This window comes from Bradyrhizobium sp. CCBAU 53351, assembly GCF_015291745.1.
Lineage (GTDB): Bacteria > Pseudomonadota > Alphaproteobacteria > Rhizobiales > Xanthobacteraceae > Bradyrhizobium.
On sequence record NZ_CP030059.1, the window covers coordinates 191,558 to 216,759 of the forward strand.

A 25,202-nucleotide genomic window follows, 5' to 3' on the forward strand; every position below is an offset into this window, starting at 1 on the left:
GCTACCCCTAATTGCACAAGAGGGGCAGGCTGGTTTGAGCATGGTTCAGCGGGTTTCCACCGTCGCCTTTGAGGGGATCGAGGCCCGCGCGGTCGACGTGCAGGTGCAGGTCGCGCCTGGATTGCCGGCCTTCGCCATCGTCGGCCTGCCGGACAAGGCGGTGTCGGAGGCGCGCGAGCGGGTGCGTTCGGCGCTGATCGCCTCTGGGCTTGCGCTGCCGGCGCGGCGGATCATCGTCAATCTGGCGCCGGCCGACCTTCCCAAGGAAGGCAGCCATTACGATTTGCCGATCGCGCTCGGCCTGATGGCGGCGATCGGGGCGATTCCGCCGGATGCGCTGACGGGCTTCACTGTGCTCGGCGAGCTCGGTCTCGACGGCTCGATCGCACCCGTGGCCGGCGTTCTGCCCGCCGCGATCGGCGCCAATATGCGCGAGGAAGGGCTGATCTGCCCGGCCTCCTGCGGCTCCGAAGCGGCGTGGGCGAGCCCGGACATCCAGATCATCGCAGCCCACTCGCTGATCCAGATCGCCAACCATTTCAAAGGCACGCAGGTGTTGTCGCGGCCCTTGCCGAAGGTGCACGAGCCTGCTGCGTCCACGCTCGACCTGCGCGACATCAAGGGTCAGGAAAGCGCCAAGCGGGCGCTGGAGATCGCGGCGGCCGGCGGGCACCATCTGCTCATGATCGGCGCGCCCGGCGCCGGCAAGTCGATGCTGGCCGCGCGCCTGCCATCGATCCTGCCGCCGCTGTCGCCGGGCGAGCTGCTCGAGGTCTCGATGATCGCCTCCGTTGCCGGCGAGATCGAAGGCGGCGCGCTGACGGCGCGGCGGCCGTTCCGCTCGCCGCATCATTCCGCCAGCATGGCCGCGCTTACCGGCGGCGGCATGCGCGCCAAGCCCGGCGAGATCTCGCTGGCGCATCAGGGCGTGCTGTTCCTCGACGAGCTTCCCGAATTCGATCCGCGCGTACTGGATTCGCTGCGCCAGCCGCTGGAGAACGGCGAGGTCGCGGTGTCACGCGCCAATCACCGCGTCACCTACCCTGCCCGCTTCATGCTGGTCGCGGCGATGAATCCGTGCCGCTGCGGCAACGCGTTCGAGCCCGGCTATGCCTGCAAGCGCGGCCGCATCGACCGCTGCACCGGCGACTACCAGGCGCGCATCTCGGGGCCGCTGATGGACCGCATCGATCTGCGCATCGAAGTGCCGGCCGTGACCGCGGCCGATCTGATCCTGCCGCCGCCGGCGGAAGGCTCCGCCGAAGTCGCGGCGCGCGTGGCCGCGGCGCGCGACATCCAGCTCGCGCGTTACGCGGATGCCGGCCTGCCCAACGTCCGCACCAATGCCGAGGCGCCTGCGTCGGTGCTGGAGGAGATCGCCAAGCCGGATGCGCAAGGCGCAAAACTGCTACGCGACGCCGCCGAGACGATGCGGCTGTCGGCGCGCGGCTATCACCGCGTGCTGCGGGTGGCGCGCACGCTGGCCGACCTCGATCATGCCGACAAGATCGGCCGGCTGCATCTCGCCGAAGCGCTGTCCTATCGCGCACTCGCGGAGGATGTGCGGCAGCTGGCTTGATCATTCCGCACATCAACCCGGCGGTAACGAGTTTCCTTTACGCTCTGCAAACCATAAGGCCCGCTGATTTCGGTTTCGAGTTCCCCGAGGGCCCGGCGAGTAGAGTGTCATGTTGCGTTTCAAGATCCTGGCCTCGGTTGTTCCCCTGTTGGCGGCGGCGGTGTTTGCCCGGGCCGAGATCGGATCGGTCTCGCATCCCTGCATCGCCCTCGGCGACACCTCGGTCGAGCTGACGTCGCTGTTCTGGACCGCCGGCGTGCATGTCGCCTTCACCGATGATCCGGAACGGGCCACGGTCCGGGTGCAAGTCACCGACGATGCCGACGCTGCGGACTTCACCGTGGTGGACGACGGCCTCGGTTCCGAGCCGGATTCCTGCCAGGCCAATCCCTCCACGCGCCTCGTCTCGATTGCCGCGCAGCCCGTCGATGGCGGCCAGGTGATCTATCTCTCCACCGAAGGGCCGGCGGACTACCGCATCTATGTGCGCTCGAAGTCGTTCTCGCAGCGCGAGGCGGCGGCGCTGATCGTCGGCGCCCGCGGCAGCCATCGCCATCTCCAGGCCGCCTCGCTCTGAGGGGTTAACACCTCATCAACCCTGTTTGGAGGCAGCAGCAAAGCCTCAAACTGTTCGCAAGGTCGAGGCGACATCGTCGCACGCGGCGGCGGGTTTGAGACAAAGGTCGGTTGGCGATGGGTCGGACGTTCCGGATCAAGGTGCGCATGCGCCGTTTCAGGCGGCAGCACCCCCGCATAGCCTTCGCGATCCGCTCCTTCATGATCTTCTCGGCGACCTTCGGCGGCGCCTATGGTTTCGTCTCCGGCAGCCGGTCGGAAAACTCCGGCTACGATCCCCATGCCTTTGCGATCGGCGCGAGCCTGCTGTTCGCGATCGCCTGCCTCGGCCTTGCGACGCTCAGCATGCGCCTGCGCTTCGTGGCCAAGCGGCTGCGGACGCTCGCCGCCCACAACGAAACCCTGATCGACCGCAATTGGGAGCTGAAGGAAGCGGAAGAACGCGCCCGCAGCCTGTTCGAGCAGCAGGGCGATCTCATCGTGCTGCGCGCGACCGACGGCCGCATCACCTTTGCCAACGAGGCCTATTGCGCGCTCGCGGGACAAAAGCGCAGCGCGCTGGTCGGCACGCGTTTTAATTTCGACGTGCTGGAGCAGGGCGACAGCGCGCGCGAGAGCAACGGCACGCGCATCCACGACCAGAAGATCGCAACCCCGCTCGGCGCGCGCTGGATCGCCTGGCGCGAGGGTTATGTCCGCCTCGATGCCGGCCAGCCCGCCGAATTGCAGAGCGTGGGGCGCGACGTCACCGACCGCACCGAAACCGAGCGCGCCTTATCCGACGCGCGCGACCAGGCCGACGCCGCCAACCGCGCCAAATCGCGCTTCCTCGCGATGGCCTCGCACGAGATCCGCACGCCGCTCAACGGCATCATCGGCATGGGCGGGCTCCTGCTCGACACCAATCTGACGCCGGAGCAGGCAACCTATGCCAAAGCGGTCAAGACCTCGGGCGAGGCCTTGATGGCGCTGATCGAGGAATTGCTCGACTATTCCAAGATCGAAGCGGGCAAGCTCGATCTCGAGCAGCGCCCCTTCGCGCTCTCGGTCCTGGTCGAGGAGATCACCGAGCTGCTGGCGCCGCGCGCGCAGGCAAAGTCGCTGGAGATCGCCGCCTATGTCGACGAGCGGCTGCCGCTGGAAGTGGTCGGCGACGCCGCTCGGCTGCGCCAGGTGCTGCTCAACCTCGCCGGCAATGCCATCAAGTTCACGGGCAGCGGCGGCGTCGCGCTGATCGTCGAGCCCGGCATCTGGCCGAACGAGATCAGCTTCCTGGTCCGCGACACCGGCATCGGCATTGCGCCGGCAGCGCAGCAGCGCATCTTCCGCGAGTTCGAGCAGGCCGACGAGCGCATCGCCCGCACCTATGGCGGCACCGGGCTCGGGCTTGCCATCAGCGAACGCATCGTCAGGCGCATGGGCGGCCGGATCACGCTCGAAAGCGAGCCGGGCAAGGGCTCGACCTTCGAGATCGCGGTGCCGCTTCCGCCGTCGCAAGCCAGCGCGGGACAGACGGCCTTTCCGAGCCCCGACCTCGCCGGCAAGTCGATCCTGCTCGTCGCCGACGGCATCGAAGCCTCGCTGATTGCGCGGCGCCTGGAGCGCTGGGGCGGCCAGACCTGCATGGTTGCGGACGCCGCCGTCGCCGAAGCGCTGCTGCCCGAGCGCTCATGGCACGTCGTGCTGATCGATCGCGCGATCGGCCCTGAATTGGCCGACCAGCTGGGCGACATGGCCCGCGCGCATGCGCCGCAGCGCCTCGTCCTGCTGACGTCGAGCTCGCGCCATGAAAAGCAGTCGCCGGCCTTCACCGGCTTTCTGGTGAAGCCGCTGCGGGCGGCCTCGCTCGCCGCGCGCCTTTCGCTAGCGCCGGAGGTCGCCTCGCCCGATCTCGCGCCGGAACCACCGGCTGAAGCTACGGGCGCACCACAAGCAAAGGGCCTGTCGATCCTCGTCGCAGAGGACAACGAGATCAACGCGCTGTTGATGCGCTCGCTGCTGACGAAGCTCGGCCATCGCGTCGTGATCGCCGTGCACGGCGAGGCCGCGCTGGAATCCTGGCTCGCAGCGTCATCGGCCGGTACGCCCTATGATCTCGTGCTGATGGATATCCAGATGCCGCAGCTCGACGGCATCGAGGCGACGAAGCGGATCCGCGCGCATGAGGCCGCCACGGGCAGCCACCACACGCCGATCCTCGCGCTCACCGCCAATACGCTGGTGGAGGATCGCTATGCCTGCTTCGAAGCCGGCATGACCGGCTTTCTGATCAAGCCGCTCGATCGCGACAAGCTCGACGAAGCGCTGGCAGGGCTCGCGGCCGCGCGGCGGCTGGCCGTCTGATCGGGAACCTCGCGGGAACCCGGGTCGGTCAGCATTCGATAATTGAAGTCGAGCGGTTTGCGCGTCACCATCCTCGGGGGCATTGGCAATCGAGGATTTTGCGCATGAACGTGCTTTGCCGCCTCACATTGATTGTCCTGCTCGCCGGCTTCTCCCGACATGCCGCGGCCGATACGCCTGATCTCATCGCCTCGCTCAAGCAAGGCGGCTACGTGCTGATCTTCCGGCACACCGCCACCGACGACAGCCAAAAGGACGTCTATCCCTTCAAGTTCGACGATATGAGCGCGCAGCGCCAGCTCAGCGACAAGGGCAGGGACATGGCGCGCCAGATCGGGGCGGCAATCAAGGAGCTCGCGATCCCGATCGGCGATGTCTATACCAGCCGGCTGAACCGCGCGATCGAGGCCGGCAAGCTGATCTCCGGCCACGAGGTCAAGCCGGTCGATGCGCTGACGGACAGCAGCAATGCCAGCGCGTCGGGAATGGCAAACCCGACCGGCGCCAATGCCAAGGCGGGACAGGCCGTGCGTCAACTCGTCGATGCGCCGCCGAAAGCCGGCACCAACACGTTCCTGATGACCCACAAGACAAACATCGCCGATGCCTTCGGCAAGGAGGCCGGCGACGTGCAGGAGGGCGAAGCCTAGGAGGGCGAAGCCTTCGTTTACAAGGCCGGTGGCTCCGGCCCCGCCATCTTTGCGGGGCGCATCAAGATCGCGGATTGGACCGCGAAGGCTGGCAAGTGACAGGCCGCATCCATCCGGCCGGCGGCGCGACGGAGGCGGGGCGTGACTTGCGACCATGACTTGCCGCTCCGCCTCGGTCCTGTGCTAGCAACGTCCGGTAAGGTGCGACTGGAGGCCGGCGACACGTGAGAACATCGGAAGACCGCTCATTCCTCGTCTGGCTCGGCGCGATCACCCTCGTGTTCGGCTGGCTGCTTTGGCCGTTCTCCGGCGCGGTATTGTGGGCCACGCTGCTGGCGATCATCTTCGCGCCGGTCTATCGACGCTCCCTGGAAATGTTTCCGGAATGGCGCAACCTTGCTGCGCTCTCCACCGTCATCGTGGTGGTCGTCATGGTCCTGATCCCCGTCGGGATCGTGATCGCGTCGCTCATCGACCAGGGCGGCGAGCTCTACCAGCGCGTTCAGACCGGCGAGATCAATCTGGCTCATCCCCTGCAGCAGCTGAAAGCCGCGCTGCCGGATTGGGCCGCCTCCATATCGGATCGCCTGGCCGGCATCGATCTGACCGCACTGAAGGAACGCCTGTCGAGCCTGGTGGTGCCGGCCGGCCAGCAGCTCGCCGGGCACGCGATCAACCTCGGCCAATTGACGCTGGAGTTCGTCGCGAGCCTGCTCGTGATGCTGTACCTGCTGTTCTTCTTCCTGCGCGACGGCGACGAGCTGAACCTGCGGATCCGCGACGCGCTGCCGCTGCGCGCGAGCCAAACCGCCGAGATCTTGGACGCGTTCACGCTGGCGGTTCGCGGGACGATCAAGGGCATCATCCTGGTTGCGATGATCCAGGGTGCGCTTGGCGGGCTGATCTTCTGGCTGCTCGGGCTGACCGCGCCGCTGCTGGCGGGCGCCATCATGGCGCTGCTTTCGCTTCTGCCCGTGCTTGGCTCCGCCCTCGTCTGGGCGCCCGCCGGACTCTATTTGCTTGTGTCCGGTTCCGTCACGAAGGGGCTCATCCTGCTCGCTTTCGGAACCTTCGTGATCGGTCTTGCCGACAATTTTCTGCGTCCTGTCCTAGTCGGACAGTCGATCCGGATGCCCAGCTACGTCGTGCTGCTCGCCACGCTCGGCGGCCTTGCAACCTTTGGCGCGAACGGCTTCGTCATCGGCCCGCTCGTCGCCGCGATGTTCCTGACGGCATGGCAGATCTTCATCGGTTCGAAAGAGCGGCAGCAGATCCGCAAGTGACCCGTTACGCGGCGTGAGCCACAAAACGCGGCGCGGAGAGCCTGTCAGGCGGCCCCGGAGTTTCCTTGAAGATGGTATCCGCCTGCGCGGCGCGCTTGCAATGCGGGCAGACGAAGAGGTGCGCGATGATCGGAACCGGCTCGTCCGCGAGCAGTTCGGATCGCCACCATCTCATCTCGATATGGCAATCCGGGCAGGTCGGCGCTTCCAGATGCTCGGCGGCACTTCTGAGACGATCAACCATGGAGCCCTCGCATTTCGAAGGTCATAGCCGAATACCGCTTGCCGGTCTGCAACAAAAGACACTTTTTGCCCGAACAGACCAGCGCTGCTCAACCGATGCGATCACAGCCGCCTGAGCGCCACGCTCTCCACCGTGTGGTCGGCGCCCTTCTTCAGGATCAGCGTCGCGCGGGGACGGGTCGGCAGGATGTTGTCCTCGAGATTGGCGAGGTTGGTGCGCTCCCAGATCGCGATCGCGGTGGCGGTGGCTTCATCGTCCGAGAGCAACGCATAGCGGTTGAAGTAGGATTTTGGATTGGTGAACGCGGTGTCGCGCAGCGCCAGGAAGCGCTTGATGTACCATTGCCGCAGCGCCGCCTCGTCGGCGTCGATATAGACCGAGAAATCGAAGAAGTCGGAGACCACTGGCACCGCCTTGCCGTCCCGCGGCAGCTTGCCGGTCTGCAGCACGTTGACGCCCTCGACGATCAGGATGTCGGGCTGGTCGATCTCGGCCCACTGGTTCGGCACGATGTCGTAGGTCAGATGCGAATAGACCGGCGCGCGCACATGACGCCGGCCGGACTTGATATCGGAGAGGAAGCTGAGCAGCAGCGGCAGGTCGTAGCTTTCAGGGAAACCCTTCTTCTGCATGATGCCCTGCCGATCGAGCACCGCGTTGGGATAGAGAAACCCGTCGGTGGTGACCAGCTCGACCTTCGGACGCGGTGACCAGCGCGCCAGCAGCGCCTGGAGCACGCGGGCCGTGGTGGATTTCCCGACGGCGACCGATCCGGCGACGCCGATGATGTAGGGCACCTTGCGGTCGCGGATGTTCAGGAACTGGCGCTCGGCGTAATACAGGCGCTGCATCGCATCGACGTAGATCGAGAGCAGGCGCGACAGTGGAAGGTAGATGTCCTCGACCTCCTGAAGGTCAAGGCGGTCGTGCAGTGAGCGCAGCCGGTCGAACTCGCCCGGCTCCAGCGTCATCGGCGTGTCGTCGCGCAGTCGCGACCACTCTTCGCGCGTATAAACGCGGTACGGATTATACTGCTGCTCGGGTGCGCGGATATCCATGACGCGACCTTTCCGTTGAGAGCCTGACTAGCTGCCGCTCTTGCGTGACGCTTTCTCTTCCAACCCAGACATATTCGTCCGCTTGTCCAGCGCCGCCTCGACCTCCTCCAGCTTTACGCCGCGGGCCTTGAGCAAGACAAGGAAGTGATAGAGCAGGTCGGCACTTTCAGCGATCAGATGCGCGCGATCGTTTTCGACTGCTGCGATTACGGTTTCGACTGCTTCCTCACCGAACTTCTTGGCGCAATGCTCGGCGCCCTTGTCGAGGAGCTTGCGGGTATAGGACGCCTCGCCGCCGGCCGCCGCGCGGGCGTCGATGGTCTCGGCCAGATCGTGGATCGTGAAACGCGGCATCGGACTTACTCGAAAACACGCTTGGCAGCAGACTTGGCTACGGAGGCCATCCCCGCTACCTCATGTAGCACTTTTACGAACGGGAGTCGTCAGGCATCGAGGCGCATCGCCAGTCCGCGGCGGGCCATGTGCTCCTTGGCTTCGCGGATGGTGAATTCCCCGAAATGGAAGATCGAGGCCGCCAGCACAGCCGTGGCGTGTCCATCGCGGATGCCGTCGACGAGATGGTCGAGATTGCCGACGCCGCCCGAGGCGATCACCGGAACGGGCACGCTGTCGGCGATCGCCCGGGTCAGCGGGATGTCGAATCCTTTCCTCGTGCCATCGCGGTCCATCGAGGTGAGCAGGATTTCGCCGGCGCCGAGCGAGACCACTTCCTGGGCATATTCGATCGCATCGATACCGGTCGAGTTGCGCCCGCCATGGGTAAAGATCTCCCAGCGCTCACCGCCCGGGCGCTTGACCCGCTTGGCGTCGATCGCGACCACGACGCACTGCTCGCCGAATTTCTCGGCCGCTTCCTTGACGAACTCACGCCGCGACACCGCGGCGCTGTTGATCGAGACCTTGTCGGCCCCCGCGCGCAGCAGCGTCTTGATGTCGTTGACCTCGCGCACGCCGCCACCGACGGTGACGGGCATGAAACAGGCTTCCGCGGTGCGGCGGACCACGTCGAGCATGATGCCGCGGTTTTCGTGAGTGGCGGTGATGTCGAGGAAGGTGAGCTCGTCGGCGCCGGCGGCGTCATAGGCAATGGCGGCCTCGACGGGATCGCCGGCATCGCGCAGGTCAACGAAGTTGACGCCCTTGACGACGCGGCCGTCCTTGACGTCGAGGCAGGGGATCACGCGCACCTTGAACATGTGTCGGCTCCTAGGCGGTGCGCGCGTTGCGGATCAAGGTGAGGGCAGCCGCGGGATCGAGCCGGCCGTCGTAAAGCGCGCGGCCCGCAATCGCGCCGGCGAGCTTTTTCGCGCGCGGCGTCAGCATCGCCTTGACGTCCTCGATCGAGGCGAGGCCGCCCGAGGCGATCACGGGAATCGAGATGGCATCGGCGAGCGCAATGGTCGCGTCGAGGTTCAAGCCCTTGAGCAGGCCGTCGCGCGCGATGTCGGTGAAGATGATCGCGGCGACGCCGGCATCTTCGAAACGCTTGGCGATTTCGAGCACCGTGACCTGCGAAGTCTCGGCCCAGCCTTCGACCGCGACCTTGCCGTCGCGCGCATCGAGCCCGACCGCGACGCGGCCGGGGAATGTCTTCGCGGCAGATTTCACCAACTCCGGATCACGCACCGCGGCAGTACCGATGATGACGCGGGTGATGCCCTTGTCGAGCCAGGCTTCGACGGTCTGGAGATCGCGAATGCCGCCGCCGAGCTGCACCGGAATCTTGATCGTCTTCAGCATCGCCTCGACGGCCTCGGCATTCACCGGCTTGCCGGCGAAGGCGCCGTCGAGGTCGACGACGTGCAGATACTCAAAGCCCTGCTCGACAAAGCTCTGCGCCTGCGCGGCCGGATTGAGGTTGAACACGGTCGCGCGCGCCATGTCGCCTTGCTCGAGGCGCACGCACTGACCGTTCTTGAGGTCGATCGCGGGGAAGAGAATCACGGTTTCCATCGCAAAAAGTTCGAGATCAAAGCGAGGCCGAAGCGCTGGCTTTTCTCGGGGTGAAACTGCGTGCCGATGGCGGTGTCCTTGCCGACGATCGCGGTGACAGGCCCGCCGTAATCGGCGCGCGCGAGCACGTCCGCCTCGTTGGCGGCGTTGAGGTGATAGGAGTGAACGAAGTAAGCGTGCTGGCCCTTTGGGCCGAGCGGCAGCTTGTTCAGCACCGGATGCTCCCTGAGCACCTCCAGCGTGTTCCAGCCCATGTGCGGGATCTTCAGGCTCTCGTCGCGCGGCGTGATCTTCTCGACGTCGCCGCCGATCCAGTTCAGGCCTTCGGTGACGACATGCTCCTTGCCGCGGCTCGCCATCAGCTGCATGCCGACGCAGATGCCGAAGAACGGGCGCGCCTTGACGCGCACCGCTTCGGTGATCGCCTCGACCATGCCGTTGACGGCATCGAGCCCGCGGCGGCAATCGGCGAAAGCGCCGACGCCGGGCAGCACCAGACGGTCGGCTTCGTAAGCTTGGTCCGGATCGCTGGTAACAAAGACCTTTTGCGGGTTCTCCAGGCTGCGCGCGGCGCGCTCGAAGGCCTTCGCGGCGGAATGCAGATTGCCGGAACCGTAATCGATGATGGCGACGCTCATCTTGACCCTCCCGGTTCTGGAAACAATCCAATGATGCCGCCGGCCGGAATCGGCGGCGGGTTCGAGAATGGCTGACCCGGCACGCTGCGGGTCGGCGGCGGGCCGCCGCGATCGACGGCCCATTGATCATTGACGATGCCGTGCTGGGATTTGCTCCAGCGCTCGAAGAAGCGGCGCTCGGCCGTGTCCTCGTCGTCGGCAACCACCACGTCGAGTTGCCGCCAATTGCCGCGCGACAGCGTCCAGCGGCGCAGGCTCGCAGCCTCAAGACCCATCAAGAGGGCGACGATGAGGTCAGCGAAGAAGATCGACGAGCGTCCGACGCCGAGGCTCGACAGCCCCGCATTGAACGCGGCGACGAAGATCAGATAGCCGATCAGCGCCAGCCACAGCCTGTTCCACAGCAGCCAGAGCGGTCCGAAGATCATCGCCCAGAAATGAAAGCCGTCGCGCACGAAGACGAATTTGTCGGTCGCGCGCAGATCGGCTCCGGCAGGGGAGGGAGCGTGAACTGTGTAGACAGGCATGGTGATGCCCCGTTCCTCGGAATTCAGTGATAGGCGGCGTGTGCCGCCGGCCGAATGTCAGCCGCCGAGCGAGCCCTTGGTGGACGGGATCTCGCCCACAGCCTTCGGATCGATCGCGACCGCCGTGCGCAGCGCCCGCGCCAGACCCTTGAAGCAGGACTCGGCGATATGGTGGCTATTATCGCCATATAGGGTCTCGACATGGAGAGTCACGCCGGCGTTCATGGCGAAGGCCTGGAACCACTCGCGCACCAGCTCCGTGTCGAACTCACCGATCTTGTCGCGGGGGAAGTCGGCCTTGAATACCAGGAACGGGCGGCCCGAGATGTCGATGACCACGCGCGACAGCGTCTCGTCCATGGGCATGTGCACGCCGGCATAGCGGGTGATGCCCGCCATGTTGCCGAGCGCCTGCTTGACCGCCTGGCCGAGCGCGATGCCGGTGTCTTCGGTGGTATGGTGATAATCAATGTGCAGGTCGCCCACCGCCTTGACCGTGAGGTCGATGCGGGAATGGCGGGCGAGGAGATCGAGCATATGGTCGAAAAAGCCGATGCCGGTCGCGATATTGGCCACGCCGGTGCCATCGAGGTTCACGGTGACCTCGATGTCGGTTTCCTTGGTCTTGCGCTTGATCGTCGCGGTGCGCATTGAAAACTGGCTTTCATCCTAGCTAGGGAGCCGAAAACGCCAGTCTATTAACAGCCAAATGCCCCCTTCGCTACTGCGGGAACGGCCGGCCGGCCCTCTACTTCTGCCTATGGTGAGCGAAATTCGGCCCGGAACGGCCTGTTGTGCCCCGGTTGTCGACCGCCTAAATCAGGCCGGACAACGAGGATCATTCATGCAGGATTCCCAAAACAGCTCCCCGGGCTGGCACGGCACCACCATTTTGACGGTCCGCAAGGGCGGCAAGGTGGTGGTCGGCGGCGACGGTCAGGTCTCGATCGGCCAGACCGTGATCAAGTCCAACGCCAAGAAGGTCCGAAAGCTCGGCAAAGGCGACGTGATCGGCGGCTTTGCCGGCGCGACCGCCGACGCCTTCACCCTGTTCGAGCGGCTGGAGGCCAAGCTCGAGCAATATCCGGGGCAGCTGACCCGGGCCGCGGTGGAGCTGGCCAAGGACTGGCGCACCGACCGCTATCTGCGGCGGCTGGAGGCCATGATGATCGTGGCCGACAAGGACGTCTCCCTGGTGCTCACCGGCACCGGCGACGTGCTGGAGCCCGAAGCCGGCGTGATGGCGATCGGCTCCGGGGGCAATTACGCGCTGGCGGCGGCACGGGCCCTGCTCGACACCGACAAGGACGCCGAAACCATCGTCCGCCGCTCCATGGACATCGCCGCGGATATTTGCGTCTACACCAACCGGAATCTGACCATCGAGAGCCTGGCGACAGGGTAGGGCGGAGGTCATTTGTCCGAAAGCCTATCCACATGCACGGTGCAACCTCTCCCGCTTGCGGGGGAGGTCCGCGCGAAGCGCCGGGTGGGGGCTTTCCCCCCTTGGGGGCTATCCCATTGCAGAGATCCCCTTTCCCCAGGCCTCTCCCGCAAGCGGGAGAGGGAGCGCACCGGCGCGCGATGACGCCTACCTACACGTTCCGTCCGATGACAGCGGCCGACCTGCCGCTGATCCAGCGGTGGCTGGGCGAGGCCCATGTGCGGGAATGGTGGGGCGATCCGGACGAGCAGTATGCGCTCGTCAGCGGCGACCTCGACGAGCCAGCGATGGACCAGTTCATCGTGTTGGCCGGCGACAAGCCCTTCGGCTATCTTCAGTGCTACCGCCTGACCGCCTGGAATACGGGCTTCGGGCTGCAACCGGAGGGCACGCGTGGGATCGACCAGTTCATCGGCGAGAGCGACATGATCGGACGCGGCCATGGCTCGGCGTTAATCCGTCAGTTTGTCGATGAGCAGTTTCGCAGCGGCCTGCCGCGCATGGTCACCGATCCTGATCCGCTCAACGCGCGCGCCCTGCGCGCCTATGAGAAGGCAGGCTTCGTCCGCGACCGCTTGGTCGAGACGCCGGACGGAGCGGCCCTATTAATGGTGCGCGAAGCATGACGCTGGTTCACGCGCGCGCAAGCAAGACCGCGTTTTCACCACTTGCCTGGGCCGGCATCGCGCTATCGCTGCTGGCTCTGCAGGCCGCGATCCTGCTTGCGATGGGCCGGGTGCCGATCTGCACCTGCGGCACTGTCAAGCTGTGGCACGGCGTGGTGAACAGCTCGGAGAATTCCCAGCACATCGCCGACTGGTACACCTTCTCGCACGTGCTGCACGGCTTCCTGTTCTATGGCTTGACCTGGCTTCTGTTCGCGCGCCTGCCGTTCCTCAGCTTGTCCTGGCCTGCTCGGCTGATCACCGCGATGCTGATCGAAGGTGCCTGGGAGATCGTCGAGAACTCGCCCTTCATCATCGAGCGCTACCGCGCCGGCACGATCTCGCTGGATTATTTCGGCGACAGCATCGTCAACTCGGTCTCCGACAATCTGGCCATGGTGCTCGGGTTCCTCGTCGCGCGCGCACTGCCGGTCTCGATGACCGTTCTGATCGGCCTCGCCTTCGAGATCATGCTGGCGCTGCACATTCGCGACAATCTGACGCTCAACATCCTGATGCTGATCCATCCGATCGAGGCGGTGAAGCAATGGCAATCGGGCCCGCCGATCATCTGACGGCCGAAAAAAGCGGCTTGTCCTCCTCCGCAACTGACCCTAGCTAAGGTCCCATGACAGACTTCTCTCCGCGTGAAATCGTTTCCGAACTCGACCGTTTCATCGTCGGCCAGGCCGATGCCAAGCGCGCCGTCTCGATCGCGCTGCGCAATCGCTGGCGGCGACAGCAGCTCGAAGGCTCCTTGCGCGAGGAGGTGCTGCCGAAGAACATCCTGATGATCGGCCCCACCGGCGTCGGCAAGACCGAAATCGCGCGGCGACTGGCAAAACTCGCGAACGCGCCGTTCCTGAAGGTGGAGGCGACCAAATTCACCGAGGTCGGCTATGTCGGCCGCGACGTCGAGCAGATCGTGCGCGACCTCGTCGAGGTCGCGATCGCCCAGGTCCGCGAGAAGAAGCGCAAGGACGTGCACGCCCGCGCACAGCTCGCCGCCGAGGAGCGCGTGCTCGATGCGCTGGTCGGCGCCAATGCCTCTTCCACGACGCGGGAATCCTTCCGCAAGAAGCTGCGCGCCGGCGAGCTCAACGACAAGGAAATCGAGGTCGAGACGCAATCCTCCGGCAGCGGCATGCCGATGTTCGAGATCCCGGGCATGCCGGGCGCGCAGATGGGCGCGATCTCGATCGGCGACATTTTCGGCAAGTTAGGGGGTCGCAGCAAGACGCGGCGCCTGACCGTGGAAGGCTCGCACGAGATCCTCGTCAACGAGGAATCCGACAAGCTGCTGGATAATGATCAGCTGACGCTGGAGGCGATCAGCGCGGTCGAGAACAACGGCATCGTGTTCCTCGACGAGATCGACAAGATCTGCGCCCGTGACGGCCGCGTCGGCGGCGACGTCTCGCGCGAGGGTGTGCAGCGCGATCTCTTGCCTCTGATCGAAGGCACCACGGTCTCGACCAAGCATGGCGCGGTGAAGACCGACCACATCCTGTTCATCGCGTCCGGCGCGTTCCACGTCGCCAAGCCGTCCGACCTGTTGCCGGAATTGCAGGGCCGCCTGCCGATCCGCGTCGAATTGCAGGCGCTGACCCGCGACGACATGCGCCGCATCCTGACCGAGCCCGAGGCCTCGCTGATCAAGCAATATGTCGCCTTGATGCGGACCGAGGGTGTGACGCTCGACATCACCGACAGCGCCATCGACGCGCTCGCCGACGTCGCGGTCGCCGTGAATTCGACCGTCGAGAACATCGGCGCGCGGCGGCTGCAGACCGTGATGGAGCGGGTGCTGGACGAGATCTCCTTCACCGCCCCCGACCGTAGCGGCGAGACCGTCAAGGTCGATGCCGATTTCGTGCAGAAGCACGTCGGTGATCTCGCCAAGAACGCGGATTTGAGCCGGTTTATTTTGTAATTCGGGGCGGTCACGCTATGGATGCGGCGTGACCGTACGCATCCTGCAAAATCCCTGGCGCCTGCTGCTCGCGATCAACGCGGCGGTGATCGTCAGCGTGTTCGTGCACAAGATCCAGCTGCCGCCTTACGTCCCCTACATCCACCTCCTGGTCGATTACCATTTCGGCTTCATCAAGCGCGCACTGATCGGGGCGATGGTCGCGCTGCTCACCGACAAGGTGCCGGTCTGGCTGGTGTTCGCGCTGGGCGGGGTGACGTGGCTGGCGACGCTGGGGCTGTACGCAAAGCTGTTCCAGAAGACCTTCGGCTTCACCGCGAAGACGCTGCCGCTGTTCGTCTTCATCGCGGGCTCGCCGTTCTTCCTGAAGAATTTCATGCACACGCTCGGCCATTTCGACATCTATGGCTGTGCGCTGGCCATGATCCTGCTGCTGATGCCCGCGCGCTCGCTGCTGTTCGTCGCCACGGCAGCGCTGTTCTCGGTCATCCTCGTGCTGATCCACCACATTCATCTCTTGATGTATGTGCCGACGATCGTCACCATCGTCGTGATCAGGCACTATCTCGCTTACGGGCTTGATCGCGGCAATGTCGCGTTCGGTATCGTCGCCCTCGCGATCGTCTCCGCGCTGTTCTTCGCCGCGCAATTCTGGGGAACGATGCCGATCCCGGAGGCGGACTTCGTCACCTATTTGAAAACGCGCATGGCCGATCCCTCGCGCACCGATCTCTTGCAATTCGCCTATATCTGGTACCAGCCGCTGGCGAAGGAAGTTTCCGACACCTGGGGCCGCCTGCCGCACAACAGCCTCGGTATACCTGTGTTCGCGTTGCTGATCTGGCTGCACACGCCGCTGTGGCGTTTCCTCGCGAAGCTGATCGGCACGCTCGCGAGCGAGATGCACCGCCGCCTCGTCATCGCGGCGCTGATCGGAATCAGCCTCGCCTATCTCGTGATGTTTGCGATGGTGTTCGACTATTCGCGCTGGATCTCGAACTGGGCGGTCTGCATGTTCCTGATCCTGCATGCGGTGAAGATGCTGCCGGCGGCGCACGAGACCGCGCTGATTCCGCCTGACGACCGGAAGACAAACATCTTCGGCCTGATCATCACCCTGATCCCGCGCGTCGGAATCATCCGGCCGTTCTAGAGTCTGGCCCGCCTGATCCGCACATACAGCGCGCCCTCGCCGCCATGGCCGATATGCGCCGTCTCGAATCCCACGACGAAGGCGCGGAATTCGGGCAGGCTCAGCCATTCCGGCACCTGGCGGCGCAGCACGCCGCTTTCGCCGCCGCTGCGGCCCTTGCCGGTGATGACCAGCACGAAGGTCAGGCCGTCATGATGGGCGCGGTGCAGGAAGCCGGTCAGCGCGCGATGGGCGCGCGTCTGGGTCATGCCGTGCAGGTCGAGCCGCGCCTCGATCTCGCTGCGGCCGCGCGACAGCTTTGTGCGCTCGCGCTTGCCAAGCGGCGCCAAGGGCGGGACTTGCGGCTTCGCGATACGCGGCGCCGGGGCCTCAGCCACCGGCCTCGGCGGTGGCGAGGGCCGCAGCGCCGGGGCTACCAGTGAAGGTCCAGCGAGCGGCGCGGCGTGCGCCTTGACCACCACCTTGGCCACGCGGTGCTTCCGCAGCGGCTTGACCTGTTTGGCGACCGTCTCCCACAGCTCGCGCTCCTCCTCGCTCAGCGCGCGACGACGCGGCGAGGGGCGAGGCTCCAGCACGGGCGGACGAGACGATCGCTTCATTGCTGCCGATGGGGACGCTTCTTCACCGGCCGCTGCGGTTCGGGAGCGGGCTCGATCGCGGGGCGCGGCACCGGTAGCGGGACCGGACCTGCGGTGGCAATTGTTTCCGTCTTGTTGTCCGCTGAAGCGGCGGCGGCTGCCGGCTTCGTCGTCCCCTTGCCCGGATCGGTCTGCGGAAACAGCTTTGCGATCTTCTCCGACGGACGCGGATCAGGCACCGGCAGGCGCGCGGCGCGAACCGAGGGATCGAGCCCCTTCGGCACCAGCATCACGAAATGCATGGGATGGCGCAGTCGGCCGGAGATGCGGCCGGCCTCCTGGCCAGCACCGAAAAACAGGTCGGCGCGCGCAGGCCCGATGATGGCCGAGCCGGTATCCTGCGCGATCATCAGCCGATGGAACGGTGTTTTCGCGCGGTCGGATTCGATCGGCAGCTCGCCCTCGATGAAGAACGGCGTGCCGTAGACATGCAGCGATTTGTCGACCGCGATCGAGCGTCCCGCCGTCAGCGGAATGCCTTGCGCACCCACCGCCTCGTCCTTGTCGGACAAATTGACCTCGCGAAAGAAGATGTAGGCGCGGTTGGCGCGGCGCAGCTCCTTGGCGCCGTCAGGGTTTTGCGTCATCCACTCCCTGATCTTCTGCATCGACATCTCTTCCCTGGGGATGATGCCGCGCTCGATCAGGATGCGCCCGACGGCGGTGTAGGGATAGCCGTTATAGGCGTCGTAGTTGAGCCGGACCGAGCTGCCGTCGTCGAACTTGATGCGCGCTGAACCCTGGATCTGCGCGAACAACAGATCGGTGGGATCCTTCAGCCAGGCGATCTCCAGTCCGCGGCCGGCGATCTTGCCGTCCTCGATCTCGCCGCGGTCGTAATAGGGCACCAGCTTGCGGCGGCCGATCTTGCGATAGACCGGGCCCTTGTTGGGCAGGCTCACCGAATCCTGCTTGTAGCCGCGCACGAACAGATTCGAAGGGCGGCGGTAGACAGGAACGTTGTAGATGTCGGTCTGGGTGCGCGATCCCTCCAGCACCGGCTCGTAATAGCCGGTGACGAAACCATCGGGCTCGCCGAGCCGCGAGATGCGCAGCGGCGCAAAATTCTCCTCGAAGAAGGTCTTTGCTTTCGCGTCGTCGCTGAGCTCGAGCGTCTTCGCGACCTTGCAAGGCTCGTTCAGCGAACCCGCCAGCGCTTTCGGTTCAGTCGCGCCGGTCTGCGCATTGATCGACTTGCAGCTCGCGCGGAACGTCTTGAACGCGGCGAGATGATTGTCGTCGCCCCAGCCCTTCACGTCCGCCCAGGCCAGCGGCATGTATTGCGCGCCTGATATTTCGAGCGGCAGGGGGAGTTGCGGATAGGGCAAGGCCCGCGGCGGAGCAGCGGGCAAGTGCGGGAGATGATGGTGATGGTTGCGGTAGTGGCGCCGCGCCGCCTCGGCGCCGAGCGAAAACGACGACAGCACGACGACGCCTGCGCAAAGCGCGGTCGCGCTGTTCTTCAATAGGATCTTAATTCGCGCTTCCGGTGCCAACCAGCTTCCAGTTCGGATCGCGAGAGGTGATGTCGCGGGCGAAAGTCCAGATGTCGGTGATGTCGGCAACCGTGTCGGCACTGCCGTCGACGATGTTGCCGGCCTTGTCCCGGGTGGCCGAGATCATCTGCGAGACGAAACGGATCGTGAGCTGGGCGGTCCGGTCGCGCAGCTCGGCGCCGACCAGCTCGGCCTTGTCGATCGAGACGAAGCGGGTCTCGGTCTTCTGCTCGTTCTTCTCGCGTTCCTTGATCGCCGCGTCGAAGCTGTCATAGACGTCCGGCGACAACAGGTCGCGCAGCGCGCGGCGGTCGCCGTTGGCGAAGGCCAGCACGATCATCTCATAGGCGCCGCGGGCGCCCGAGATGAAATGACGCGGGTCAAAGGTGGAATCCTTCTCGACGATGGCATCCAGGCCCTGCGCCAGCGTGGTCCCGGGTTCGGCGAGGCCCTTCCAGCGGTCGGAGGGAGGGGTCGGGTCGGCGGTCGGCGCCAGCGGGGCCTGGTCGATCACCTTGCCCGGCATGGTCACGACGTTGTTGTCCTGGGCACCTCCCAGCGCATTGCGAGCGGCGGTCCGATCGAACGGCGGCCGTTCGTTGCCGGTTCGCTGCCCGAGCACGCTGCGCAGCCGCAGAAAGATGAAGACCGCCAGCGCCAGGAAGATGATGGTGTAGATGTCCACGTCGTATTCGCTTTCTGGCCGTTGCCTGGGTCTTCGCTTTTGGGGTCGTCGCCGGGAAAATCAATCCGGCCAGTAGACCGTTCCACACGGGAACGGCAAGTCTACATCACCATTTTAGGTCCACGTCAGGTCCTGGGGATGTAGGCACGAAATCTTGCCCGGCCAATGGCGCCTTTTGGCACAGCACCGAGTGTAGCGCGTTTTATGCTTAAGGGGAAACCCGATCCTGCCCGGAAATCGCGCATCTTCAATCGTTTAAGGCGCTATTTTGCCGAAAAGGCCGGATGACCGCCGCAAGGCTTGGCGCGGCCGGAAATCCCACCCCGGGACCGTTCGTCCTTGTGGAACGAGGCAGCCCTATGTTAGCCAACCGCCGCGAAATTCAGCCCAAATCGGGTAAGGAGAGACTCTCATGACCAACGGTAACGGCACCCCTCCCGAGGCGGCCCAGGCTCCCCAGCTCAACGTGCTGGCGCAATATACCAAGGACCTGTCGTTCGAAAATCCGAACGCGCCCAGCTCGCTCCAGCAGCAGAGCCAGCCGCCCCAGATCAACATCCAGATCAACGTCAGCGCCAACAATCTCAGCGAACAGGAGTTCGAGGTGACGCTGTCGGTCGAGGGCAAGGCCGAGACCGCGGGCAAGATCATGTTCTCGTTCGAGCTCGCCTATGCCGGCGTGTTCCGCATCGCCAACGTGCCGAAGGAGAATCTGCATCCGCTGGTCATGATCGAGTGCCCGCGCCTGCTGTTCCCGTTCGCACGCGAGATCATCGCGACTGCGGTGCGCGACGGCGGGTTCCCGCCCTTGATGCTGGATCCGGTCGACTTCGTCGGTCTCTATCGCCAGAACATGGAGCGGCAAATGGCCTCCCAGGGCGGCGGCCAGACCGGCCAGGCCTAACTCACAGCCTTAACCAGCCGGAGAGGCGACTGGAGCAACGAGATACTCGTTCCAGATCGCCTTTTCGCCCATCGTTGCGATGAAGGCCCGATGGGCCTCCCGCTCGGCATCCGAAACCCGCGGCGCAAGCGGCACCAGGCGCTGCCGCCGCGGCGTATCGCCCGCAGCATTGATGCGAATCTCTTCGCTCTCCGACGCCAGAAGCAGCTGCGACTGCCGCGCCCCGACCAGATCGACATAGACCTCGGCCAGCAGCTCGGCATCCAGCAGCGCGCCGTGCTTGGTGCGGTGTGAATTGTCGATCGCATAGCGCGAGCAGAGATCGTCGAGCCGGTTCGACACGCCGGGATGCTTGCGTCGCGCCAGCAGCAGCGTGTCGACCAGCCGCTCACGCGGGATCGCTGCGCGCTTGATCCTGTCGAGCTCGGCGTTGATGAAGCCGATGTCGAACGAGGCATTGTGGATCACCAGCGGCGCATCGCCGATGAACTCCAGAAACGCATCGGCGACTTCGTGGAACAGCGGCTTGGTCGACAGGAATTCGGCCGACAGCCCGTGCACCGCGAAGGCCTCCGCCGGCATGTCCCGCTCAGGATTGATATAGACGTGATAGGTCTGGCCGGTCGGCATGCGGTTGAAGATCTCGACGCAGCCAATTTCGACCAGACGATCGCCGCGGAGCGGATCGAGGCCGGTGGTTTCGGTGTCGAGAACGATTTCGCGCATGACTTGAGATCAGTAAGTTGAGGTCGGAGTGCTGAAAGCCGGCGAGGCGGCGAATCAGGTTCGCCGCTGCGGCATCTTAACGACCTCGGCCAGGATGTGCGCGATTTGCGCCCGCACCGGCTCGAGTCCGTGCGAGGTATCCACCACGAAATCGGCCCGCTTGCGCTTCTCGGCATCGGGCGTCTGCTTGGCGATGATGGCGTCCAGCTTGGCTTCGTCCATCGTGCCGCGCGCCAGCACCCGCTCGCGCTGGAGTTCCGGCGAGGTCGAGACCACGACCACCGCATCGACCCGCTTCTCGCCGCCGGTCTCGAACAGCAGCGGGATGTCCAGCACCACGACCGGCGCCTTGGCAGCCTCGGCCTCGGCAAAGAACTTTTGCCGGGAGGCGCCGAGCATCGGATGCACGATCTGCTCGAGCTGCTTGATGGCGGCGGGATCGTGCACCACGCGCGCCGACAATTTTGGCCGGTCCACCTTGCCGTTCACGGTGGTGCCGGGAAAGGCGGCCTCGATCGCCGGCGCCGCGTCACCTTCATAGAGCTGATGCACGGCGGCATCGGCGTCGTAGACGGGCACGCCCGCCTCCGCGAACAGCTTTGCGGTGGTCGATTTGCCCATCCCGATCGAGCCGGTCAGTCCGAGGATCCGCATCAGCCTACAGCCATGTCTGTCATTCACACGGCAACTAGCCGTTCGCTTCGCAGGAACGCAAGCAGCGGCAGCAACGGCAGACCGAGAATGGTGAAATGATCGCCCTCGATGCGCTCGAACAGATGGATGCCCAACCCCTCGAGCTGATAGGCGCCGACGCTGGTCGTGACGGCGTCGCCGGCAACATCCAGATACGCTGAAAGCTCGCCCTCGGTCATCTCACGCATCGTCATGCGGGCGATCGAGACGTCTTCGAAAACAATCTTGCCGTCATGCGCCACGGCGACTGCGGAGTTTAGCTCATGGCTGTTGCCGGCGAGCTCGCGCAATTGCGCCAAGGCCTGCGGGCGGCCCGCGGGCTTGTTGAAGAGGCGGTTGCCAAGAGCCAGCGTCTGATCGGCGCCGATCACGTAGCTCCTGGGATAACGGGCGCAGACCGCCCTAGCCTTTTCGCGCGCCAGCAGCAAAGCGATCTCGCGCGGATTTGAAAGCTCTGATGCGCCTTGAATACCGCGTTCGTCGATATCAGCGGTCACAGCCCTGAACTCCAGCCCGGCATTGGCCAGCAGCATTTTCCGCGCGCTGCTCTGCGACGCCAGGATCAACGGAGATGTGCCGAGCCACAGACCCATCGCGAAAACTATTCGGAAGGCCGGTTGCGTTGGCGATCGCTGTAGAGCTTCATGATCGCCGCCGCGGTTTCCTCGATCGAGCGGCGCGTGACGTCGAGCAGCGGCCAATCGTGCTTGGCGCTGAGCTTGCGCGCAAACGCGACCTCCTCGGTGACCGATTGCTTGTCGGTGTAAGTGTCGCTGCCGGACTCGGCTCCCATGGAGAGCAGGCGATTCTGGCGGATCTGGATCAGGCGTTCCGGCGTCGCGTGAAGGCTGACCACCAATGGCCGCGTCAGCGTCTCCAATTGCGAGGGCACCGGAATGCCCGGAACCAACGGCACGTTGGCGGTCCGGATGCCGCGGTTCGCCAGATAAATCGACGTCGGTGTTTTCGAGGTGCGGGACACGCCGACCAGGACGACGTCGGCATCGTCGAGGCCTTCGACATGCTGGCCGTCGTCGTGGATCATCGTGTAGTTCAGCGCGTCGATGCGCTTGAAATATTCCGCGTTGAGGACGTGCTGGGCGCCGACGCGGCCGGTGGTTGCTGCGCCAAGATAGGCTTCGAACAGCTGCATCACCGGGCCGATGATCGACAGGCTCGGAACGTTGATCCCCTTGCACTTGTCCTCGAGCCTGGAGACGAGATCCTTCTCGAGCAGCGTGAACAGCACGATTCCCGGCGCCTCCTCGATCTCATCGAGGACCCGATCGAGCTGCTTCTGGCTGCGCACCAGCGGATAGACGTGCTCGACCGGCGTCACATTGGCGTATTGAGCCGCAACCGCGCGAGCCACGGTGATCAGCGTCTCGCCGGTGGAGTCGGAGACGAGGTGCAGATGGAAATAATTGTTCGAGGTCGGCACAAAAACTCTTTGTATGAGGGCGGTGTGGTTTGTGGATTTCTGTGGACCTTAACTCCTCGGAAAGGGTTGCGCGACACCAGGGGCGGGACAAGTGCCAATTTTCTTCACACCGCTGCCCGTCTGAACAAGTTCGCCGGCCTGCCCGCCGGGAAACGGGATTATGCGGACAACCCCCTTGATAAGCTGCCGACAGAAAGGCGCAAGCCTTTGAGGCTGGCCGACTTATCGCAGAGCGCCAGGAACGATAGGGGATATGTTGACGGGTGTGAACAAGCGCGCGCGAACCCGCGGATGGAATTGCATGAGTCCAATCCACGGTCACATAGACTCAAACCTTAAGAATCTAAGATTCTAGATTTGAGGAAGGCACACCGGACGGATATGTGTGCACGGTGAGACCTTAACGAGTTCTTACTATCCCCAGTTCCATTCGCTGGGCAGCAATCCGGGGCCGAAAATGTTCGAAGACGTCTATCTCTGGATCAAGGCCCTGCACGTGATCGCCGTCATCGCCTGGATGGCGGGCATGCTCTATCTGCCGCGGCTGTTCGTCTATCATTCCGAGGCCGAGATCGGCTCGAAGCAGTCGGAAACGTTCAAGGTGATGGAGCGTCGGCTGCTCAAGGCCATCATCAATCCCGCCATGATGGTCACCTGGCTCGCCGGCCTCTATCTCGCCTGGTCCGGCCATTGGTTCTCGTTCGGCTGGCTGCACGTAAAACTGGCACTGGTCCTGGCGATGTCGGCGGTCCACGGCTTTTTTTCCCGCTGGCTGAAGGATTTCGCTGCCGACCGGCGCCCGCGCACCCAGAAATTCTATCGCATTATCAATGAGGTGCCGACTGTCCTGATGATTGTCATCGTCATCATGGTGATCGTGAAGCCGTTCTAGGCAAGGCCTCTCGCGAATAGCTCAGCGCTTCTTCTTGCGGAGCTGGAAGCGATTTTCTATATTGTCGACATCCCACCCAACGCAGGCGGATGTGGTTGTGTCTGAGCTTTCCAGAGGCCGGACACCGCATCAGGTTTGAAGCCTCATCGGCACTTAACCTTGCCAGACCTGCGGACCTTCTCTTCTCACGTCCGCATTTCAGAGCCTCCTCGCACCCCCCTCCCCAGGTTACCCCACAGGACCACCCCAATGCGGGAAATTAAACTCGAAGACCTCAAGTCCAAAACGCCGGCCGAGCTCGTCTCGTTTGCGGAGGAGAATGGGGTCGAGAACGCCAGCACGATGCGAAAGCAGGAGCTGCTGTTCGCCATCCTCAAGCAGCTCGCACTCGCCGAGACCGACATCGTCGGCCAGGGCGTCGTCGAAGTGCTTTCCGATGGCTTCGGCTTCCTCCGTTCGCCCGATGCGAATTATCTGCCGGGCCCGGACGACATCTACGTTTCGCCGTCGCAGATCCGCCGTTTCGGCCTGCGCACCGGCGACACCATCGAAGGCCACATCCGCAGCCCGAAAGAGGGCGAGCGCTATTTCGCGCTGCTGAAGGTCAACACGCTCAATTTCGAGGATCCGGAAAAGGCCAAGCACAAGGTCAATTTCGACAACCTCACGCCGCTGTTTCCGAATCAGCGCTTCCGCATGGAAATCGACGATCCGACGCGGAAAGACCTGTCTGCACGCGTGATCGACATCGTCGCTCCCATCGGCAAGGGCCAGCGCGCATTGATCGTTGCGCCGCCGCGCACGGGTAAGACCGTGCTGATGCAGAACATCGCGCACTCGATCACGCACAATCATCCCGAATGCTACCTGATCGTGCTCTTGATCGACGAGCGTCCGGAAGAAGTCACGGACATGCAGCGTTCGGTGAAGGGCGAGGTCGTCTCTTCTACCTTCGACGAGCCGGCGGTGCGTCACGTCCAGGTCGCCGAGATGGTGATCGAGAAGGCCAAGCGTCTCGTCGAGCATGGCCGCGACGTCGTCATCCTGCTCGATTCGATCACGCGCCTCGGCCGCGCCTACAACACCGTCGTGCCGTCATCCGGCAAGGTGCTGACCGGCGGTGTCGACGCCAACGCGCTGCAGCGCCCGAAGCGCTTCTTCGGTGCCGCCCGCAACATCGAGGAGGGCGGCTCGCTGACCATCATCGCGACCGCGCTGGTCGATACCGGCAGCCGCATGGACGAAGTCATCTTCGAAGAGTTCAAGGGCACCGGTAACTCGGAACTTATCCTGGACCGCAAGGTCTCGGACAAGCGCACCTTCCCGGCGATCGACATCTCGCGCTCCGGCACCCGCAAGGAAGAGCTCATCACCGACCCGCAGGTGCTCAAGAAGATGTACGTGCTCCGCCGCATCCTCAATCCGATGGGGACGATGGACGCGATCGACTTCCTGCTCGACAAGCTGCGTTCGACCAAGAGCAATTCGGAGTTCTTCGACTCCATGAATACTTGAGTGCAGTGCAGCATAAGATCAGAGGGCGCCTTCGGGCGCCCTTTTTGTTGTGCGTTGTTGCTGCGGAAAAGCCGCAGCATGAGCGATGGCGGGACGACCGATTCCTGCCTTCGATTAATCTGTTGATATATCTTGGTAATACTTG

27 protein-coding genes and 1 pseudogene are annotated in these 25,202 nt (G+C 64.3%); 13 read left to right on the forward strand and 15 right to left on the reverse strand.

Annotated elements, in window-relative coordinates; genetic code table 11:
• Positions 1–40: 40 nt before the first annotated feature.
• The 5 genes and pseudogenes from XH83_RS00920 (at position 41) to XH83_RS00940 (ending at position 6,431) form a co-directional block, all read left to right on the forward strand.
• Positions 41–1,579, forward strand: coding sequence for a YifB family Mg chelatase-like AAA ATPase (locus XH83_RS00920; protein WP_194405248.1), 1,539 nt, complete (start codon positions 41–43; stop codon positions 1,577–1,579).
• Positions 1,580–1,688: 109 nt separating this feature from the next.
• Positions 1,689–2,156 carry a hypothetical protein gene (locus XH83_RS00925; RefSeq protein WP_194405249.1) on the forward strand — a complete coding sequence of 156 codons (468 nt, stop codon included), beginning with the start codon at positions 1,689–1,691 and terminating at the stop codon, positions 2,154–2,156.
• A 116-nt stretch (positions 2,157–2,272) separates the two neighbouring features.
• Positions 2,273–4,498: an ATP-binding protein gene (locus tag XH83_RS00930; protein ID WP_194405250.1), complete on the forward strand. Its 2,226-nt coding sequence runs from the start codon at positions 2,273–2,275 to the stop codon at positions 4,496–4,498.
• 104 nt (positions 4,499–4,602) lie between these two features.
• Positions 4,603–5,247 (forward strand): annotated as a pseudogene (locus XH83_RS00935) (histidine phosphatase family protein).
• A 125-nt stretch (positions 5,248–5,372) separates the two neighbouring features.
• A complete protein-coding gene (locus XH83_RS00940; protein ID WP_194405251.1) occupies positions 5,373–6,431 on the forward strand; it encodes an AI-2E family transporter in 1,059 nt (352 codons plus the stop codon).
• A 4-nt stretch (positions 6,432–6,435) separates the two neighbouring features.
• Here the strand turns inward: XH83_RS00940 and XH83_RS00945 are convergent, their stop codons facing one another.
• The 8 genes from XH83_RS00945 to hisB form a co-directional block, all read right to left on the reverse strand.
• On the reverse strand, positions 6,436–6,675 hold the full coding sequence (locus XH83_RS00945; protein ID WP_194405252.1) for a hypothetical protein: 240 nt from the start codon (positions 6,673–6,675) through the stop codon (positions 6,436–6,438).
• A gap of 101 nt (positions 6,676–6,776) precedes the next feature.
• Positions 6,777–7,733 carry a type I pantothenate kinase gene (gene coaA, locus XH83_RS00950; protein ID WP_194405253.1) on the reverse strand — a complete coding sequence of 319 codons (957 nt, stop codon included), beginning with the start codon at positions 7,731–7,733 and terminating at the stop codon, positions 6,777–6,779.
• A 27-nt stretch (positions 7,734–7,760) separates the two neighbouring features.
• The gene (locus XH83_RS00955; RefSeq protein ID WP_194405254.1) at positions 7,761–8,087 is read right to left on the reverse strand and encodes a phosphoribosyl-ATP diphosphatase; all 327 of its coding nucleotides are present in this window, start codon (positions 8,085–8,087) and stop codon (positions 7,761–7,763) included.
• A gap of 89 nt (positions 8,088–8,176) precedes the next feature.
• Positions 8,177–8,950, reverse strand: a complete 774-nt coding sequence (gene hisF / locus XH83_RS00960; RefSeq protein ID WP_194405255.1) for an imidazole glycerol phosphate synthase subunit HisF — start codon at positions 8,948–8,950, stop codon at positions 8,177–8,179.
• A 10-nt stretch (positions 8,951–8,960) separates the two neighbouring features.
• On the reverse strand, positions 8,961–9,698 hold the full coding sequence (gene hisA, locus XH83_RS00965) for a 1-(5-phosphoribosyl)-5-[(5-phosphoribosylamino)methylideneamino]imidazole-4-carboxamide isomerase (RefSeq protein ID WP_194408121.1): 738 nt from the start codon (positions 9,696–9,698) through the stop codon (positions 8,961–8,963).
• A complete protein-coding gene (hisH, locus tag XH83_RS00970) occupies positions 9,695–10,345 on the reverse strand; it encodes an imidazole glycerol phosphate synthase subunit HisH (RefSeq protein WP_194405256.1) in 651 nt (216 codons plus the stop codon). The genes hisA and hisH overlap by 4 nt, the downstream gene beginning before the upstream one ends.
• A complete protein-coding gene (locus XH83_RS00975; protein ID WP_194405257.1) occupies positions 10,342–10,872 on the reverse strand; it encodes a DUF2628 domain-containing protein in 531 nt (176 codons plus the stop codon). The genes hisH and XH83_RS00975 overlap by 4 nt, the downstream gene beginning before the upstream one ends.
• 57 nt (positions 10,873–10,929) lie before the next feature.
• A complete protein-coding gene (gene hisB, locus XH83_RS00980) occupies positions 10,930–11,523 on the reverse strand; it encodes an imidazoleglycerol-phosphate dehydratase HisB (protein ID WP_194405258.1) in 594 nt (197 codons plus the stop codon).
• A gap of 193 nt (positions 11,524–11,716) precedes the next feature.
• Between hisB and hslV the strand changes: the two genes are divergently transcribed.
• The 5 genes from hslV to XH83_RS01005 all read left to right on the forward strand — a co-directional run bounded on the left by hslV (position 11,717) and on the right by XH83_RS01005 (position 16,067).
• The gene (hslV, locus tag XH83_RS00985; RefSeq protein ID WP_194405259.1) at positions 11,717–12,277 is read left to right on the forward strand and encodes an ATP-dependent protease subunit HslV; all 561 of its coding nucleotides are present in this window, start codon (positions 11,717–11,719) and stop codon (positions 12,275–12,277) included.
• Between the two features lie 179 nt (positions 12,278–12,456).
• Complete coding sequence (locus XH83_RS00990) at positions 12,457–12,942, forward strand: GNAT family N-acetyltransferase (protein ID WP_194405260.1); 486 nt, start codon at positions 12,457–12,459, stop codon at positions 12,940–12,942.
• Entirely contained in the window at positions 12,939–13,556 is a 618-nt protein-coding gene (locus XH83_RS00995; RefSeq protein WP_194405261.1) for a DUF2585 domain-containing protein, read from the forward strand. The genes XH83_RS00990 and XH83_RS00995 overlap by 4 nt, the downstream gene beginning before the upstream one ends.
• A 53-nt stretch (positions 13,557–13,609) precedes the next feature.
• A complete protein-coding gene (hslU, locus tag XH83_RS01000; RefSeq protein WP_194405262.1) occupies positions 13,610–14,914 on the forward strand; it encodes an ATP-dependent protease ATPase subunit HslU in 1,305 nt (434 codons plus the stop codon).
• A gap of 28 nt (positions 14,915–14,942) precedes the next feature.
• Complete coding sequence (locus tag XH83_RS01005) at positions 14,943–16,067, forward strand: hypothetical protein (RefSeq protein ID WP_194405263.1); 1,125 nt, start codon at positions 14,943–14,945, stop codon at positions 16,065–16,067.
• On the opposite strand, the gene XH83_RS01010 is transcribed toward XH83_RS01005, so the two are convergent.
• From XH83_RS01010 to XH83_RS01020, 3 genes are read right to left on the reverse strand one after another with little or no spacing between them, the layout of a single operon-like run.
• Positions 16,064–16,666, reverse strand: a complete 603-nt coding sequence (locus XH83_RS01010; RefSeq protein WP_194405264.1) for a Smr/MutS family protein — start codon at positions 16,664–16,666, stop codon at positions 16,064–16,066. The genes XH83_RS01005 and XH83_RS01010 overlap by 4 nt on opposite strands.
• The gene (locus XH83_RS01015) at positions 16,663–18,201 is read right to left on the reverse strand and encodes a murein transglycosylase A (RefSeq protein ID WP_194405265.1); all 1,539 of its coding nucleotides are present in this window, start codon (positions 18,199–18,201) and stop codon (positions 16,663–16,665) included. Before XH83_RS01015 ends, XH83_RS01010 begins: the two co-directional genes overlap by 4 nt.
• Positions 18,179–18,886, reverse strand: coding sequence for a Tim44/TimA family putative adaptor protein (locus tag XH83_RS01020; RefSeq protein ID WP_194405266.1), 708 nt, complete (start codon positions 18,884–18,886; stop codon positions 18,179–18,181). The genes XH83_RS01015 and XH83_RS01020 overlap by 23 nt, the downstream gene beginning before the upstream one ends.
• A 412-nt stretch (positions 18,887–19,298) precedes the next feature.
• On the opposite strand from XH83_RS01020, the gene secB reads away from it, so the two are divergent.
• A complete protein-coding gene (secB, locus tag XH83_RS01025) occupies positions 19,299–19,790 on the forward strand; it encodes a protein-export chaperone SecB (protein ID WP_194405267.1) in 492 nt (163 codons plus the stop codon).
• Between the two features lie 9 nt (positions 19,791–19,799).
• On the opposite strand, the gene dnaQ is transcribed toward secB, so the two are convergent.
• Genes dnaQ through XH83_RS01045 form a run of 4 tightly spaced genes read right to left on the reverse strand, consistent with a single transcriptional unit; the run spans position 19,800 to position 22,650 of the window.
• The gene (gene dnaQ, locus XH83_RS01030; protein WP_194405268.1) at positions 19,800–20,516 is read right to left on the reverse strand and encodes a DNA polymerase III subunit epsilon; all 717 of its coding nucleotides are present in this window, start codon (positions 20,514–20,516) and stop codon (positions 19,800–19,802) included.
• 54 nt (positions 20,517–20,570) lie between these two features.
• The gene (gene coaE, locus XH83_RS01035; protein ID WP_194405269.1) at positions 20,571–21,170 is read right to left on the reverse strand and encodes a dephospho-CoA kinase; all 600 of its coding nucleotides are present in this window, start codon (positions 21,168–21,170) and stop codon (positions 20,571–20,573) included.
• Between the two features lie 23 nt (positions 21,171–21,193).
• On the reverse strand, positions 21,194–21,802 hold the full coding sequence (locus XH83_RS01040) for a Maf family nucleotide pyrophosphatase (RefSeq protein ID WP_194408122.1): 609 nt from the start codon (positions 21,800–21,802) through the stop codon (positions 21,194–21,196).
• Positions 21,803–21,810: 8 nt separating this feature from the next.
• Positions 21,811–22,650 (reverse strand): pyruvate, water dikinase regulatory protein, encoded by an 840-nt coding sequence (locus tag XH83_RS01045; protein WP_194405270.1) that lies wholly within the window; start codon positions 22,648–22,650, stop codon positions 21,811–21,813.
• Positions 22,651–23,107: 457 nt separating this feature from the next.
• On the opposite strand from XH83_RS01045, the gene hemJ reads away from it, so the two are divergent.
• Positions 23,108–23,542 carry a protoporphyrinogen oxidase HemJ gene (hemJ, locus tag XH83_RS01050; RefSeq protein WP_194405271.1) on the forward strand — a complete coding sequence of 145 codons (435 nt, stop codon included), beginning with the start codon at positions 23,108–23,110 and terminating at the stop codon, positions 23,540–23,542.
• A 249-nt stretch (positions 23,543–23,791) separates the two neighbouring features.
• Complete coding sequence (rho, locus tag XH83_RS01055) at positions 23,792–25,057, forward strand: transcription termination factor Rho (protein WP_008133567.1); 1,266 nt, start codon at positions 23,792–23,794, stop codon at positions 25,055–25,057.
• Positions 25,058–25,202: the final 145 nt, after the last annotated feature.